The 17,186-nt window shown below is 68.9% G+C and carries 10 protein-coding genes; 7 read left to right on the top strand and 3 right to left on the bottom strand.

The features are described from left to right. Positions 1-15: 15 nt before the first annotated feature. Positions 16-1,665 (bottom strand): M28 family peptidase, encoded by a 1,650-nt coding sequence (locus AC56DV_RS24110; RefSeq protein ID WP_496316751.1) that lies wholly within the window; start codon positions 1,663-1,665, stop codon positions 16-18. Positions 1,666-1,808: 143 nt separating this feature from the next. Here AC56DV_RS24110 and gluQRS point away from each other — a divergent pair, with 143 nt between their 5' ends. Then, positions 1,809-2,729, top strand: a complete 921-nt coding sequence (gluQRS, locus tag AC56DV_RS24115) for a tRNA glutamyl-Q(34) synthetase GluQRS (protein ID WP_496316752.1) — start codon at positions 1,809-1,811, stop codon at positions 2,727-2,729. Positions 2,730-2,753: 24 nt separating this feature from the next. On the opposite strand, the gene AC56DV_RS24120 is transcribed toward gluQRS, so the two are convergent. Next, positions 2,754-4,208, bottom strand: a complete 1,455-nt coding sequence (locus AC56DV_RS24120) for an ATP-binding protein (protein WP_496316753.1) — start codon at positions 4,206-4,208, stop codon at positions 2,754-2,756. Between the two features lie 162 nt (positions 4,209-4,370). Further along, positions 4,371-6,890 (bottom strand): ATP-binding protein, encoded by a 2,520-nt coding sequence (locus AC56DV_RS24125; RefSeq protein ID WP_496316754.1) that lies wholly within the window; start codon positions 6,888-6,890, stop codon positions 4,371-4,373. 169 nt (positions 6,891-7,059) lie between these two features. On the opposite strand from AC56DV_RS24125, the gene AC56DV_RS24130 reads away from it, so the two are divergent. The 6 genes from AC56DV_RS24130 to AC56DV_RS24155 all read left to right on the top strand — a co-directional run bounded on the left by AC56DV_RS24130 (position 7,060) and on the right by AC56DV_RS24155 (position 17,184). Continuing rightward, positions 7,060-7,782 carry a response regulator gene (locus AC56DV_RS24130; protein ID WP_496316755.1) on the top strand — a complete coding sequence of 241 codons (723 nt, stop codon included), beginning with the start codon at positions 7,060-7,062 and terminating at the stop codon, positions 7,780-7,782. A gap of 23 nt (positions 7,783-7,805) precedes the next feature. Beyond that, positions 7,806-9,992, top strand: a complete 2,187-nt coding sequence (locus tag AC56DV_RS24135; RefSeq protein WP_496316756.1) for an ATP-dependent helicase — start codon at positions 7,806-7,808, stop codon at positions 9,990-9,992. A 126-nt stretch (positions 9,993-10,118) separates the two neighbouring features. After that, complete coding sequence (locus AC56DV_RS24140; protein WP_496316757.1) at positions 10,119-13,097, top strand: TonB-dependent receptor; 2,979 nt, start codon at positions 10,119-10,121, stop codon at positions 13,095-13,097. A gap of 109 nt (positions 13,098-13,206) precedes the next feature. Further along, a complete protein-coding gene (locus tag AC56DV_RS24145; RefSeq protein WP_496316758.1) occupies positions 13,207-15,324 on the top strand; it encodes a DUF4214 domain-containing protein in 2,118 nt (705 codons plus the stop codon). Positions 15,325-15,333: 9 nt separating this feature from the next. Beyond that, positions 15,334-16,314, top strand: a complete 981-nt coding sequence (locus tag AC56DV_RS24150) for an AraC family transcriptional regulator (RefSeq protein ID WP_496316759.1) — start codon at positions 15,334-15,336, stop codon at positions 16,312-16,314. 75 nt (positions 16,315-16,389) lie between these two features. Then, the gene (locus tag AC56DV_RS24155) at positions 16,390-17,184 is read left to right on the top strand and encodes an alpha/beta fold hydrolase (protein WP_496316760.1); all 795 of its coding nucleotides are present in this window, start codon (positions 16,390-16,392) and stop codon (positions 17,182-17,184) included. Positions 17,185-17,186: the final 2 nt, after the last annotated feature.

Below are 17,186 nucleotides of genomic sequence, written 5' to 3' on the forward strand. Positions count from 1 at the left end.
GGGATTAGCGGGGCCTTACTTGGCGCGGGCTTTGCCGAAGGCGTCGCCGGCTTTCCATTCGGGCATCTTGGGTGCGTCCGCCACCATGCGGCCCAGGTTCAGCGCGAATTGCGCGTGCTGCGTCATGCCGGCCAGGTCCCAGCTCGGGTCGTATTCATCCGACACCTGGTGATAGCGCTTGCTGTAGGCCTCCGCCTTGGCTTTCGCGGCCGCCTTGTCGCCCAGGTAGTCGCGGCCCGAGGTGATCGAGAAGGCCGGCACGCCCACCTTGGCAAAGGCGAAGTGGTCGCTGCGGAAATAGCCGCCCGACAGGTCCGGTTTGGCTTCGGCAATGACCATGTTCATGGCCTTGGCGGTGGCCTCGGCCATCTTGCCCAGGTCGGTGCGCTCGCTGCCCGCCGCGCCGATGTCGCGCGTGACGCCGATGAAATTCAGGCTGTCCAGGTTCAGGTTGGCGGCGGTCTTGGCCAGTGGCCACAGCGGCGCGGTGGCGTAGGCTTCGCTGCCCAGCAGGCCCTGCTCTTCGGCGGCAACCCACAGGAACATCTGGCTGCGCCTGGCCGGGCTGAGCGACGCTTCCTTGGCCATGGCCAGCAGCGCGGCGATGCCGGAGGCGTTGTCGACGGCGCCGTTGAAGATAGTGTCGCCTTCGGTGCCCTGCTTGCCCAGGTGGTCCCAGTGCGCGCTGTAGATCACCACTTCGTCCTTCAGCTTGGGATCGGTGCCCGGCACCACGCCGGCCACGTTGAACTGCTCCAGGCGGCGCACGGCGGCCTTCATCTCGCCGGCCACTTTGGCGTTCAGCGGCACCGGCTGGAAGTCCTTGCTTTCGGCGGCGGCGCGCAGCGCGTCCAGGTCCTGGCCGGCGGCCTTGAACAGGGCGCGCGCGGTGTCGTCGGTCAGCCAGCCTTGCAGGCCGGTGCCAGCAGCGCCTTGCGCCAGCTGGAAGCGTTCCACGTTGTCCCAGCTGTTCTGGATCACGCTCCAGCCGTACGACGCGCTCGGCGTGGTGTGGATCAGCAGCACGCCGGCGGCGCCCTGGCGCGCGGCTTCTTCGAATTTATAGGTCCAGCGGCCGTAGTAGGTCAGCGCCTTGCCGCCGAAACGGTCGGGCTGTTCGGCGGTCGGCTGCGGGTCGTTCACCATCATGACCAGCACTTTGCCTTTCAGGTTCCGGCCCTTGAAATCGTTCCATCCTTCTTCGGAGGCGGTGGCGCCGTAGCCGACGAAGACCAGTTCCGCGTCCAGGCTGTGCGCGGCTTGCGCGTCGCCCGGCGCCCATACCCAGTCCTTGCCGAAGGAAGCCGGCAGCGCGGCGCCGTTGGCTTCCAGGCGCAGCGAGCTCTCAGCCGGCAGCGACTTCACGCCCGCGATCTGCACCGCCTGGCGGAAGCTCTTGCCGGCCAGCGGCTTGAGGCCGGCGGCCAGCGCCTGCGTTTCCAGGTAAGCCACCGTCAGGTCGCCGCCGCGCTGGCCGGTGCCGCGCCCTTCCAGCAGGTCGCTGGACAGGAAGGCCAGGTGCGCGCGCAGCGGCGCTTCCTGCACCTTGGGCTGCTTTTGCCGGGCGGCTTTGGCAGCTTCCGGCGCGGCGGCGTACGCCGGGAAGGACAGCGCCAGGCTGGCGGCAACGGCGCATGCGAGCGCGGATGGGAACAGTTTCTGCATAGTGTCTGTATGGTCTGATATGGAGTCGATAAGGCGGCCACATCGCCGCGCCGAGCATTGTATGCGAAGTTTCCCGCATATCCATTGCGCGCTGCAGCAAGCGACGGTTGACGCGCACCGCGCCGGTCGGGGATACTTTTCACATGACGTCAGCACGCCCTCCCTACATCGGCCGTTTCGCGCCCTCCCCCACCGGTCCCCTGCACCTCGGTTCGCTGGTGGCGGCCATGGCCAGCTATCTGGACGCCAAAGTCCACCACGGCCAGTGGCTGGTGCGCATCGAGGACCTGGACCGCGACCGCAACGTGGCGGGCGTGGACCAGCACATCCTGGCCTCGCTGCAGCGCTGCGGCATGCAGTGGGACGGCGAGGTGACGTGGCAGACCTTGCGCACGGGGCTGTACCAGGCGGCGCTGGCGCGGCTGGAGGCGGCGGGCGCGGTGTACCCTTGCGCCTGCTCGCGCAAGGAGATCCAGGATTCCCAGCTGCGCCTGGGGCAGGCCTCGCCGGCGCTGGTGTATCCGGGCACCTGCCGCAACGGGCTGGCGCCGGGCAAAGCCGCGCGCGCGGTGCGCCTGCGCACGCCGCAGCAACCGCACCGCACGATCTGCTTCGCCGACCGCTGGCACGGCGAGGTGTGCCAGGACCTGACCGCCGAGGTGGGCGACTTCGTGATACGCCGCGCCGACGGCTTCTGGGCCTATCAGCTGGCGGTGGTGGTGGACGACGCCGCGCAAGGCATCACCGACATCGTGCGCGGCGCGGACCTGCTGGATTCGGCGCCGCGCCAGATTTACCTGCAGGAGCTGCTGGGGCTGCCGCAGCCGAGGTATCTGCACGTGCCGGTGGTGGCCAACGCGGACGGCGAAAAACTGTCCAAGCAAACCGGCGCGCAGGCCTTCGACAACGGCGCCCCGGTGGCGCAGCTGCTGGAATCGGCGCTGCTGCCGGCGGCGCGTTTCCTGGGGCTGGAGGGGCTGGAGCGGCAGGCGGACAGCGTGGAGCAGTTCTGGCGCGGCGCGGTGCCGGCCTGGGCGCGCCTGCTGGCGATGCGCGGAGCCTGAGCGGAGACGACGCCGCGGAAACGCTCAGAGCGGCGGGCCGCCGAGCGCCACGTAGTGCGCCAGGATCACATCATGTTCGCCGCTTTCGGCCAGCTTGGCCGCCGCATAGCTGCGCGTGGTTTCCAGCATGCGGTAGCGCGCCGCGCCGGTGTCGGCCACCGTGGCCAGCATCGACTTGCTCACCAGGCTGGATAGCGCGTCCATGGCGTCTTCCAGCCCTTCCCTGCTATCGGCCCCGATGGACAGCGCTTCCTCCAGCGAGAAACGGCGCCGGAACACCGACAGCCGGTGCAGCAGCTTGCGTTCCCGTTCGCCCAGCAGGTCATAGCTCCAGTCCAGCGTTGCCTCCAGCGTGCGGTGCCTTACCTTGGCCGTGCGCCGGCCGCCCTTGAGCAGATAGCAGCAGTCGTCCAGGCGCGCCACCAGGCCGCGTATGCCCAGCAGTTCCACGCGCGCGGCAGCCAGTTCGATCGCCAGCGGTATGCCGTCCAGACGGCGGCAGATGCCGGCGATCTGCGGCGCTTCCTGGTCGCCCAGCGCCAGCCCGGCCGCGCTGGCCTGCACGCGCTCGGCGAACAGCTGCACCGATGGGTAGGCCATGGCCTGCGCCATCGTCAGCGGCGGCTGGCCCGACCCCTGCTCCGGTTCAGGCGGCAGCTCCAGCGCGGGCAGGCGGTGCACCCATTCGCCCTCGGCACGCAGCGGCTCGCGGCTGGTGGCCAGCAGGCGCACGCCGGGCGCGCCGTGCAGTATCTGCTCGGCCAGCAGCGACACCGCTTCCAGCACATGCTCGCAACTGTCCAGTATCAGCAGCAGGTGGTGGCTGTGCAGCGCGGCCACGATGGCCGCCGTGTCCATCGCCGCCGGGCGTTCCATCACCAGCGCGGCGGCCAGTGCCTGCGGCACCTGGTCGGCGCGCGTGAGCGGGGCCAGGTCGACGAACACCGTGCCTTGCCGCCAGTGGGATTGCATGCGCTCGGCGGCGGCCAGCGCCGCCGTGGTCTTGCCCATGCCGCCGGTGCCGACAATGGTGACGAAGCGCCGCTCGGACAATTGCTGCCTGAGCGCCGCCACGGTCTGCTCGCGGCCGAAGATGCGCGTGGCGCAGGGCGGCAGGCCGTCGCTCTGCGGCAGATACACCGTCTTGGCCTGCGCCATTCTTGATTGCCCATCGGAAAGTGGCAGCGCCTGCGCGGTGTGCGCCCCCTGCGCGCCCTCCGGCCCGGCCTCGCCGCGCACCACCGGCGTGATGAAGCAATAGCCGCGCCCCACCACGTTCTCGATGTGGCGCTCGCCCAGCATCTTGCGCAGCGCCGCCACGTGCACCCGCAAATTGCCTTCCTCGACCACCGTATTGGGCCAGGCGCGCGCGATCAGCTGGTCCTTGGTCACGGTTTCGCCGGCGCGCTCCAGCAGCACCTGCAGGATGTCGATGGCGCGGCTGCCCAGCCGCAGCGGACGGTCTTCCTCATAGAGCATGCGGCGCGCCGGGAAAAACCGGAACGAATTGAAAGCCAATACCGGCTCGCCTGCCTCAGTGGCATCGTAAAACATGCTGTCCTCTCAGACGCGATACCTGTTCGAACTTGCAGTATGCCAGCGATGCGTGGCGTTGGCATGACGTGAATGCCTGCAATTATGTCAATTGACATGCGGCCCGAAGATGTGCGCCAGCGCGTGCGCCAGCTCCATCATGGAATACGGCTTGCGCAACACCCCGCCCGCGCCCCCCTGTTGGGCCAGCGCCGCGCCCATGTAGCCGCTGGCCAGCACGATGGGAATGCCCGAGCGGACGCCGCGCAGCGCGCGTATCAGCTCCGAACCGGTCATGCCGGGCATGCGCTCGTCGGTAATCACCGCGTCGTACTGCTGCGGCGCCGCCGAGAAAGCGGCCAGCGCCTGCGCCGGCGAAGTGAACGCCGCATGCCGGTAGCCCAGGTCGTCCAGCATGGCGCCGGCCAGGCGCGCCAGCGCTTCCTCGTCGTCCACCACCAGCACGCGCTGGCCCTGGCCGCGCGGCGGATCGGGCTGCGCGGCGGCGCCGCTGTCGGCCGCCACGTCGCCGCAGCGCGGCAGGAACACCGTGAAGGTGCTGCCCTCGCCCTCGGTGCTGGCCACGCTGACCGCGCCGCCCAGCTGCGTCACGATGGCGTGCACCATCGACAGCCCCAGCCCGGTGCCCACGCCCACCTCCTTGGTGGTGAAGAAGGGATCGAAAATCCGTCCCAGGATGGCGGGCGGGATGCCGGCGCCGGTGTCGCTCACGGTGAGCACGATGTAGTCCGCCGCCGCGATGCTGCCGATGGTGGCCAGCGAATGCTCGCCGATGCTGCGCGTTTCCAGCGCCACCCGCAGCAGGCCGCCGTGTTCCATCGCCTGCACGCCGTTCAGCATCAGGTTGCTCAGCACCTGGTGCACCTGGGTGCAGTCGCCCAGCAGGGCCGCGCGGCCGGCCTGCAAGCGGGCGCTCACTTGCACCCCCTCCGGCAGCTTGGACGCCAGCTGGTCCAGCGCTTCGCGCAACACGGCCTCCACGTGCACCGCCACCCGTTCGCCCATGCCGCTGCGGCTGAACGCCAGGATGCGGTCCACCAGCGCCCGCCCGCGCTCCCCGGCCGCGACGATGTGTCCCACGTCGCGCCGCAGGCGGCTGCCCTCGGGCGCGTCGCGCAGCGCCATTTCGCCATAGCCGAGTATCGAGGCCAGGATGTTGTTGAAGTCGTGCGCGATGCCGCCGGCCAGCGTGCCCATGGCCTCCAGCCGCTGCGCCAGCCGCAGTTGCTCTTCCAGGCGGCGGCGGTCGGTCACGTCGCTGACGGCGCCGGTCCAGCGCACCGGCGTGCCGGACGCGTCGCGCTGGCACATGCCGGTCAGGTGTATCCAGCGCACCTCGCCGCGCGGCAGCATGCGGATCTCCAGGTCGAAGCGCGCGCTGTGGCCGGCGAAATGCTCGGCCGCCGCTTTTTCCCACTTCGGCTTGTCCTCCGGGTGGAAGGGGAAACGCGCCAGGAAGTCGGCGCGCCCGGCGAACACGGTGTCGGGCGGGAAGCCATACATCTCCATCATGCGCGGCGAGCCGTAGAACTCGTCCTTCAGGATGTCCCAGTCCCAGTGGCCCTCGCCGGCGGCGCTCATGGCCAGCGCGTAGCGCTGCTCGGAGGCGCGCAGCGCCGTTTCGCTGCGCACCCGGTCGGTCACGTCGGTGGTGGCGGCGTTCCAGCGCACCAGCCGCCCCTGGGCGTCGCGCGAACACAGGCCGGTCAGCTTGAGCCAGCGCACCTCGCCGCGCACGATGATGCGCAGCTCCAGCTGCAGGCGGTTGGTGCTGCCGGCGAAGTGTTCGGCCAGCTGGTCGATCACGCGCTGGCGGTCCTCCGGATGGTAGGGAAAGCGCGCCGTGAAGTCGGCGCGGCTGGCGAACACCGTGTCCGGCGGCATGCCGCACAGCTCGAGGAAACGCGGCGAGGCGTAGAACGTGTCGGTGGCCACCACCCAGTCGGTATGGCCGTCGCCGGCCGCGTCCACCGCCAGCTCGTAGCGCTCTTCGGAGCGGCGCAAGGCGGCCATCGACGTGCAGCGCTCGATGGCGATGCTGGCCAGGTCGGAAAAGCGCGCCATGACATTGCGCTGCGCTGCGGTGGGCAGCGCGGCGTGGCGCGAGTACACGCCGAAGGTGCCCAGCACCTTGCCGCTGCTGGACAGGATGGGCATCGACCAGCAGGCCCGCAGGCCATGCTCCAGCGGCAGGCGGCGGTACTTGTCCCACAGCGGGTCGGTGGCGATGTCGGACACGAACACCGGTTCGCGGCGCCAGGCGGCGGTGCCGCAGGAGCCTTCGCCGGGACCGATCAGCGCCGAGCCTTCCAGCGCCAGCATGAAGTCCGGCGGCAGGTTCGGCGCCGAGCCGGGACGCAATAGCGTGCCGCCCTCGTCCATCAGCAGCAGGGAGCTGACGGCGTCCTCCGCCACTTCGTCGAACAGGCGGCAGCAGGCCTCCAGGATGCCGGCCAGCGGTTCGGCGCGCGCGATCATTTCCAGCAGCCGCTTTTCGCCGGCCAGCAGGCGCGCCGGCACGTCCTGCCCGGCCGGCGCGGCGGCCTGGCTGGCGGAGGCATGGCTGGCTTCGTGCATGGCGGGCTCGGTGGCGGTCGGACGGTCCATGGCGTGGGCGGAGTGAGTGGTTAACTGTGTCACAGTTATGCACTGCGGTCAAAGCAACAGTATGCTGCGCCGGGGCTGGAATGTGTCAATTGACATCAATGGGAGCGGTAACTATCCTGATACAATCTTGTGGCGGCGGCATGCCGTTTTTCCAACAGGGCGAACTTCCATGGCAGGCGAAGCGCACGTGCTGGTAGTGGACGACGACGCTGGCGTGCGCCAGATGATCATCGACTACCTGGGCGACAACGACATCCGCACCACCGCCCTGCCCGACGGCCGCGAGGTGGACCGCGTGATGGCCGATGAGCTGATCGACCTGCTGATCCTGGACCTGAAACTGCCCGGCGAGGACGGCATGCATATCGCGCGCCGCCTGCGCGACCATTCCAACCTGCCCATCATCATGCTTACCGGCCGCCGGGAAGAGGCGGACCGCGTGATGGGCCTGGAACTAGGCGCCGACGACTACCTGACCAAGCCCTTTTCGCCGCGCGAGCTGCTGGCCCGCATCCGCGCCCTGCTGCGCCGCGCGCGCGCCCAGCAGTCGGTGGCCGACGGCCTGGCGCGGGTGCGCGCCTACCGTTTCGCCGGCTGGGTGCTGAACGTGCGGCTGCGCCGCCTGACCTCGCCCGCCGGCGCCGACGTGGCGCTCACCAACAACGAATTCAACCTGCTGGCCGCCTTCCTGGCCGCGCCGCAGCGCGTGCTGTCGCGCGAGCAGCTGCTGGACATGTCGCGCCTGCACAATGACGAAGTGTACGACCGCGCCATCGACGTGCAGGTGGGCCGCCTGCGCAAGAAGCTGGAGCCGGACGGCGCGCCGGCCTTCATCCGCACCGAGCGCGGCGCCGGCTACCGCTTCACGGCCGAGGTGGAGACGGTGCGCTAGGACTCCCGGGGTATACTGGCGGGATGACCGAATCCAATACGCCCCGCTTCACCCCGCAAGGCCTGATACGCACCCCGGAACAGACCGCCATCCAGCTGGCCCAGAACAAGGTGGTGCTGATCGACGCCAACGCCGGCGCGGCCAAGACCACCACGCTGGCCTTGCGCATCGGCGAAGCGCTGGCGCGCAAGCTGCCGCCCGAGCAGATCCTGGCGCTGGTGTTCACGCCCGAAGCGCGCGACGTGATGCGCCAGCGCCTGCTGGACATCGGCATCCCCTACGCCACCGCAGCCCGGGTGGACGTGGCCACCTTCGAGGACTTCGCGGCGCGCATGCTGGCCCAGAGCGGCAGCGGCGGCGCCGAGCGCCTGCCCCAGGCGCGCCAGCTCAAGCCCTACGTGCTGCATGCGCTGGAGCGCGTGAGCGAGCGCTACACCGGCCAGGTGGACTACCTGGACATCCGCACCCACAACATCGCGCTGTCGCAGTTCCTCGACATCCAGCTCACGCTGAAAGCCACCATGGCGCTGGACGCGGACCTGGAGTACATGGAGCTGGAGGAAGCGGCCGACCTGCTGAAAGTGCCGCTGACCGACTACCTCACCACCTGCGAGTATGAAACCATGCGCCTGGGCGGCGACGAGGGCGCCGAGTTCCGCGGCCCCTTCGACGCCACCTACGACCTGGCCTGCATGCTGTCGCAATCGTCCGAGAACGCGCAGGCGCTGCCGGCCTACCGCGTGGTGGTGTGCGACGAGCTGCACGACCTGAACGAAGCGGCTTTCCGCATCCTGAACGCGCTGCTGGCGCGGCCGGACTGCTATTTCGTCGGCGCCGGCGACAAGGACCAGGTGATCTACTCCAAGCTGGGCGCCAGCCAGGAATTCCTGGAGCACCGCTTCGCCCGCCACTATCCCGGCCTGAAGCACTACCCGCTGACCTATACCTACCGCCACGGCCCGCACCTGGCCTATGCGATGAAGGAGTTCAAGAACAAGCCGGTGGAATCGAGCCTGCCGCTGCACACGGAAATCAGGCAGGCGCACTACGCCGATGCCGACGCCTGCGGCGAGCAGGCGGTGGCGGCCATCAAGGCCTGGAAGCGCGACGGCCATGCGCTGGAAGGCTGCGCCATCCTGCTGCGCGACCGGCACCAGTCCATCGCCGTGGAAAACGCGCTGCTGAAGGCGAAAATAGGCTACCGCACGCCGGCCATGGCGGGCTATCTGCAGCGCGACGAGATCCTGTTCCTGCGCGGCATGGTGGCGATCGCGCTGCGCGACCTGGAGGCGGTCAAGTCGCTGGAGGTGCGCGCCGCCATCGTCGAGGCACTGGCGGTGTTCGGCGAAGTGAACCTGGCGCCGCAGCGGCTGGAGATGGCCAAGCGCGAAGTGGCGCGCACGCCCTCGCTGCTGGGCGACTTCTACACGCTGTACATCGAAGGCGACGGCGGCAGCTACGGCAACGGCAGTGGCAACGGCAGCAGCGCCATGCGCGGCGTGATCGCCGCCGCCATCGCCTACGCCGCCGCGCTCGACCCCGCCACCAGCGCAGCCGAGGCGCTGCGCGCCATCGGCAGCCAGATGAACCTGGAGCAGGCCGCCAAGCGCATCTTCGTGCGCCCTTACGAAGCCAGCGTGGTGTCCAAATCGGTGGCCGGCTTCCTGGCCTTCGCCGAGCAGTCGGGCCAGACGCTGGCCGAGTTCTGGCAAACGCTGAACGCGGCCGAAGCCTTCGCCAGCCGCAAGCGCGAAAAGGACTACGTGACCCTGGACTGCGCCGCCAACGCCAAGGGCAAGGAGTTCGCGCACGTGATCCTGCCCTTCCTGGAGACGGGCGAATTCCCCAACCCCATGTTCGCCGCCAGCGAGGAGGAAAACCTGTTCTATGTGGCCGCCACGCGCGCCAAGGCCCGCCTCACGCTGCTGTCCCCGGAAGACGCGGCGCGGCGCAGCGCCTACCTGGCCCGCATGCGCCTCGGCCCCACCGCCGCCGCCGCCGAACTGGCCATCGCCCGCAACGGTGAGGCTGCACAACAACAGTCGCAGCATCAGTCGCAACATCAGACCGAGCGCAATTACCTCAGCGCCACCATCCACGAGGCGCAGCAAGTAAAGGCGCTGGGCGCCAAATTCGACTGGACGCGCAAGGCGTGGTACCTGGAGCCGGGCACCGACCCGGCGCCGTTCAGCCGCTGGCTGAAGCGCTGATCCAGCGCCCGGCTCCCCTGCTCATTCCTCAAGGTTATAGTTCCAACAACAGAACTCATTATTCAGCCCGGCGCTGTTCATCAATACTGCCACTTGCATACCAATTAAAACCAGGGAGAGCAAGGCATGAACTTGAACAAAAAACCGGTAGCGGCGGCCATTTCGATTGCACTGTGCGCCATGGCGGCGCCGGCCCGGGCGCAGCAGCCCCAGGCGGCCCAGGCTGCCGATACCACCATGCAAACGGTGGAAGTGTCCGGCATCCGCGCCTCGCTGGCCAAGTCGCTGGGCGTGAAGAAGGACGCCACCGCCAACGTGGAAGTCATCACCGCCGAAGACGTGGGCAAGATGCCGGACAAGAACCTGGCCGACTCCCTGCAGCGCCTGGCCGGCGTGGCGGTGCGCACCGACTACGACGAAGCCGAGAAGGTGTCCATGCGCGGCACCAACCCGGACATGTCGCTGATCCTGTTCAACGGCCATACCGTCTCCGGCGGCGACTGGTACGTGGCCGACCAGGGTTCCAGCAGCCGCAGCACCAGCCTGTCGCTGATGCCGTCCTCGGTGCTGAACCAGGCCATCGTCTACAAGACCTCGCAAGCCAACATCGTCGACGGCGGCCTGGCCGGCACCATCAACGTCACCACCCGCAAGCCGCTGGCGCAAAAGACCAGCTTCGGCGGCGTCATCAGCGCCGGCCTGACCTACGCCCAGCTGCCGGACAAGACCTCGCCCGACCTGAACGCCACCTTCAACTGGAAAAACGCCGACAGCACGCTGGGCGTGATCGTGCAGGGCTTCAAGGAAAAACGCTACAGCCGGCGCGACTCGGTGTCGCGCTTCGCCTACGGCGCCAGCAGCGGCTGGGACGTGATCAACACCAGCACCATGCTGGGCATCACCGACGCCTCGCTGGCCGGCACCGGCCTGAAGGCGGCCGACCTGAACGGCGTGCGCATGCCCGGCTCGATGAGCTCGGAGTTCGTGGAAGGCGTGCGCGACCGCTCGGGCGGCATGGTGTCGCTGCAGTACAAGCCGAACGCCGACCTGGACGTGACGGCCACCGGCTTCTACTCGGAAATGAAGGCCAACAACAACGGCCGCCTGACCTCCGGCGCCATGTACAGCATGCTGCTGGGCAAGAACGATCCGCTGGGCGGCGTGGCGGCAACCAGCGCCAATACCAGCTCCAACGGCCAGCGCGTGTATGCGCAGATCCGCAACCCCGTCATCGTCAAGGAAACCACGATGTACGGCCACGAGCTGCGCGTGCTCAAGAGCGCCGACATCGTGTTCCCGGACGGCACCACGCCCCAGTACGTGGGCAACTCGGAAGGCTTCTTCCGCGAAGGCGCCAAGGCTACCAGCGGCTTCCTGGACCTGGACGCCAAGTACCGCGTCAACAACGACCTGACCCTGAAATCCCTGCTGAGCATCACGCGCGGCGTGGGCACCACCCAGGCCGACCAGGGCCTGACCTACGCCCGCTACGGCACCGGCATTTCCTACAGCCTGAACGGCCTGAAGGACGCGCCGGATTCGCGCTACATCGGCGCCGGCAGCAACACCGTGGGCCTGAACCCGGACGGCAGCGGCTACAAGCTGGTGGGCCGCACCATTTCCGGCATCCGCACCGTGGACAAGGAAAGCAGCGGCGCGCTGGACGCCGAGTACAAGGTGGAAAAGGGCGTGCTGCAGTCGCTGGAATCGGGCGTGCGCTTTGCCGACCACAAGCGCAAGAGCGGACGCTGGAACCCGGCCTTCAAGGGCGCCTCGGTGGCCGAGCCGTCCGGCAGCGGCATCGTGCCCTACCCTGGCGACTTCGGCAACGACCTGGGCGGCGGCAACTGGGACAACACCGGCTTCAGCTTCACGCCGGAAGCGCTGCAAGCCTACATGGCGGCCAACACCAAGACCACCACGCCCGAGTGGGAACGCCGCGTGGCCACCGAGATCGACATGCGCGAGCGCCAGACCTCGGCCTACCTGATGGGCAACCTGGAAGGCGAACGCTGGTCCGGCAACGTCGGCGTGCGCTGGGTGCGCACCCAGATCAACGCGCAGATCCCGACCCCGATCCCGGCCGGCGCCTGCGACCGCACCGAGCCCGGCAAGCCGGCCACCACCTGCGCCGCCTACCCCGGCGCCATCACCACCGCCGGCGAGGCCCAGTCCTACTACGACGGCGTGCCGTTCAATCCGAAGAGCGGCATCCTGTACTACAAGACCGCCACCGACCGCAGCTTCAACAACCTGCTGCCCAGCGTGAACCTGCGCTACGAGCTGCAGAAGGACATGATCGCCCGTTTCGGCGCCAGCCGCACCATCGGCCGCCAGAACTACAACGTGCTGGGCACCGGCTTCGGCACGCCCACCTGCGACGCCAGCGGCTGCGTGGTGAGCGGCCCGAACCCGGACCTGAAGCCGCTCACCTCGGACAATGTGGACCTGTCCTGGGCCTGGTACTTCAAGCCGCGCTCGCTGGTTGCGGTAAACGTGTTCCACTCGAAGATAGACGGCTACGTGAAAACCGGCGGCAACCCGTCCGGCGCCACCGTGCAGCTGGTCGACCCGCGCGACCAGCAGGTGAAAACCTTCTCGATCAACTCGTCCAGCCAGCAGGGCGCCAAGATCAGCGGCATCGAGCTGTCGTACGAGCAGCCGATCTGGGGCGGCTTCGGCTTCCAGAGCAATGTCAGCCGCGCCAAGACCAAGGTCGACGACGGCCGGCCGATGGTGGGCGCGTCCGAATGGGCGGGCAACCTGGGCGCCTACTTCGAGAACGACGTGTTCAGCACCCGCCTGGTGGCCAACTATCGCGGCAAATACGTCAGCAGCACCACCGCGCCTTCGCCCACCGCCAACAGCCAGGGGCAGTCCGTCATCAACGGCGTGGCCATGCCGACCGCCCCCACCATGGCGGCCGGCGTGACCACCCTGGCGTTCTCGGCCAACTACACCTTCGCCAGGAACTGGCAGGTGACGTTCGACGCCACCAACCTGCTGAACCAGGTGCGCGCGCAGTACCGCTACAGCGAGGAGGAGCCGCAGAAACTGGACGTGTCGGGCCGCCAGTTCTACCTGAACCTGAAATACAAGTTCTAAAACACAGGGAGCGGATGGGCTGAATGGATGGACTGAAATGTGATGGCCGACACATTTTAAAGTTAACAATGTTGTTAATCTTAAAACTCCAATACAAGGAGGTCCGTCCATGGCAACTTCACCGCTCGACATCGTCAAGCTCTACATCGCGTACTTCAACCGGGCGCCGGACCCAGCGGGTCTGGCGTTCTGGACCGAGCGCGACAGCGCCGAGGTCGCCGCCGCGTTCGGCGCCTCGCAGGAATTCCAAACGCTGCACGCCAACCAGACCAGCGCCCAGCTGGTGCAGTCGGTCTACCACGCCGTGTTTGGCCGCGCCGCGGAAACCAGCGGCGTGACATTCTGGAGCGCCCTGGTCGACAGCGGCGCCATCTCCCGCAACGACCTGCCGGCCCGGCTCGCGCTTGGCGCGCAAGGCGGCGACGTCGACACCCTGGAATACAAGACGGCCGCCGCGCTGGCCTTTACCAATGAGCTGGATACGGCTGCCGAGGTCCTCAGCTACCAATCCGCCGCGGGCGCCGCCCTGAGCCCCTACTTCGACCGCGTAAGCGACGAAGCGTCGCTGCTCGCCTTCAAGGCCGGCATGCCCGAGATGCTGGACTACCTGGTCAATACGCCAGGCGGCACGGTGCGCTCCGGCCAGCTGCAAGGGGCCGGCTACCTGCAAGGGGCCACCGTGTTCCGCGACGCCAACGGCAACGGCGTGCGCGACCAGGGCGAGCTGGGCGCCGTGACCGACAGCCAGGGCCGCTACGTGCTGATCGACGGCCTGGGCGACTTCCCGACGCCCCCGGCGGGCGCCTGGCAGCTGCTGGCCACCGGCGGCACCGACGCCACCACCGGGCTGGCAAACCACGGCAGCTACACGGTCGGCCAGGAAACCAAGGCCGTCAACGCGCTGTCTTCGCTGCACGCGCTGCTGGTGCAGCAGGGCCTGAGCGCCGCCCAGGCCAGCGCGCGCCTGGACCAGGCGCTGCTGCTGAACGGCGCCGACGTCAACAAAAGCAATCCGCTGTTCGCCGCCTTCGAAGCCGACGCCCTGTCGCCGGCCGCCATCAAGTCGGCGCTGCACCAGCAGGCCGCCACGGCCAGCGTGGACAGCCTGCAGCTGGCCATCGCCAAGACGCTGGTCAGCCTGGCCGGCGGCAACAGCGGCAATCAGCTGAGCGAAGCGCAAGCGCTGCGCGCCGTCTCCAGCGCGCTGGCCGACACCCTGGCCCACGCCACCGGCGCGAGCGACCTGGGCAGCGCCAGCTTCATCAACGCGCTGTTCGACAGCAGCGTCGTCAAGGCTGCGAACGCCGGCCTGAGCACGGCGGCAGCCGCCGTCAGCGCCGCGGACAAGGGCGTGTTCGGCCTGCTGCTGGCAGCGGCCATCGACAATATCGAAGCGGGCGCCGCAGGCAGCGGCGGCATCCACGGCGGGCTGGCGCAGATCGGCCAGGCCGCCTCCCTGCTGCAGGGCACGCTGGCCGCCAAGCTGGCCGCCGCCATGGCCGGGGGCACCCCGGAAGCGCTGCTGTCGTCCTACCTGGGCTCGGCGCTGGCCAACAGCACCCCGGCGGTGCATATCGGCGATATCGATCCGGCCACCGTGTACGACCAGGCCGCCATCGACGCGGCTAACAGCGGCGCCAACGTGCCGGACGTGAACACGCTCGACATCGGCAAGCTCTACCTGGCCTTCCTGCACCGTCCCGCCGAGCCGCAAGGCGAAACCTTCTGGCAGAACACCGGCAGCATCGACGTGCTGGCCAACGCCATTGCGCTCGCGCCCGAATTCGCCGCGCAGTACGCGGGCAAGGACAACCATGCCATTATCACCGAGCTGTACCACAACCTGTTCGGCCGAGCGCCTGAACCCGGCGGCCTGGAGTTCTGGTCTTCGGCGCTCGAGAACGGCCTGACCGTGGCCGGTATGGCGCTCAGCATGACACGCGGCGCGCAGGGCAGCGATGTGGTGGCGCTGGCGGACAAGGCCGTGGCGGCAGCCGAATTCACGGCCGCGCTGAACACGCCGGCGCTGGAGGCCGCCTACAGCCAGAGCCAGTTCAACTGGCCGCTGGTGCGGGCCTGGATCGACGGCGTGAAGGACGACGCCACGCTGGCCAGCGCCATGGCCGCGCTGCCCGCGCTGATCGCCCAGCTGGACGGCAACACCGGCCCGCTGCCGCCGCCCGTCAGCCTGGTGGGCGTGGCCGACAGCGGCGCGCTCTACCTCTAAGGAGCGGGCGTGGACGGAGAACTGCCGCCGGACGCGCTCATGCGCGCCAGCCGCGCCGAATACGCGCGCCGCATGAATCGCGTGCTCGACTACATCGACCAGCATCTGGACGCGCCGCTGGACCTGGCGCAGCTGGCCGACGTGGCCAATTTTTCGCGCTTCCACTTCCACCGCATCTTCGCCGCCTGGATGGGCGAAACCCTGGGCGACTACGCGCGCCGGCGGCGCCTGGAGACGGCGGCGGCCCGGCTGGCGCGCGGCAGCGGCGAGCCGGTGCTGGAGATCGCGCTGGCGTGCGGCTTCGGCTCCGGCGAAGCGTTCGCGCGCGCCTTCAAGCAGCAGTTCGGCTGCACGCCGACCGAATGGCGCGCCGGCGCCCCGCAGCGCGCGGCGGCGCTGCTGGCGGCCATGCAGAGCAATCCTGATCAGGTCCACAGCAACCCCGGTCAGGCGCGCCCGCGCCCGCCGGGCGACCATGACGGCTCCTTAACCCTTTATGGAGAAACCGAAATGGACGTGCAAATCACCGACCTGCCCGCCGTGCGCGTGGCCTACCAGCGCCTGATCGGACCTTACGGTCCGCAAATCGGCGTGTTCTGGCGCCAGACCATGGCGCCGTGGATGCAGTCGCACGGCCTGGACGGCCAGCTGTGCTACGGCGTCGGCCACGACGATCCCAGCGTCACGCCGCCCGACAAATGCCGCTACGACGCCTGCGTCACCGTGCCGGACGGCTTCGAGGCGGCGCTCCAGGCCAGCCAGGCCAGCCTGGCCACGCTGCCGGGCGGCCGCTACGCGGTGGCGCGCTTCAGGGGCCAGCCGCAGACCATCGGCAACGCGTGGATGTGGCTGACCCGCGAATGGCTGGCCTCGAGCGGCCTGCAGTGCGACGACCGCCCCAGCTTCGAGCGCTTCGACCCGGCCAGCAGCTTCGACCCGGCCACCGGCGACATGATCTGCGACATCTGCATCCCGGTGCGCGCGCTGTAGCAGAGGCAGGCCGCCGCGCGTCCGGCCGGGTGGCAAGGCGCTATAATCGCGGGTTTGCCGTTTGCGATTGTCAACATGACCACCTTCCATGCCCAGCCGGACGCACGCCCGGCCGTTGTACTGCTGCACAGTTCCATGAGTTCCAAGGGCCAGTGGGCCGAGCTGATGGCCCAGCAGGAAAGCAGTTTCCGCTGCATCGCCGTCGACCTGCTCGGCTACGGCAAATCGCCCTTCCCGGCCGGCGCCGAAGCGGACTTTTCGCTGGCGCACGAGGTGGACGCGGTGAACGCCGCCATTGCCGGCAAGCTGGCGCCGGACGAGCCCTTCCACCTGATCGGCCACTCCTACGGCGGCGCCACCGCGCTGCGCATGGCGCGCCAGTTGCGCCCGCGCGTGCTGTCGCTGGCGGTGTTCGAGCCGGTGGCGTTCCACCTGCTGTCCGAAGACGACGCGGCGCGCATTGAAATTGAAAACGTGGTGGCCGACATCCACAGCGCCGCCGGCCCGCAGGACGCCGCGCGCACTTTCATCGACTACTGGAACCGCGCCGGCGCCTTCGACGCGCTGCCCGAAGCGCAGCAGCAGCGCTTTGCCGCGCAGATCGCCAAGGTCAAGCTGGACTTCCAGGCCCTGCTGGGCGAAGCGGCGACGCTGGCCGACATGGCCGGCCTGGACATGCCGGCGCTGGTGCTGTCCGGCGAGCGCAGCCCGCAATCGACGCGGCGCGTGGCCGAATGCCTGGCCGCCGCGCTGCCCAACGGCGCCGCGGTGCAGACCAAGGGCGGCCACATGGCGCCGATAACGCACGCCGCCGCGGTCAACCCGCTGCTGGCCGGCTTCCTGGCCGGCGCGGAGATCGCCAGCGCCTGAGC

It is taken from the genome of Massilia sp. BGA-UO-ETr-WB1 (assembly GCF_059567845.1).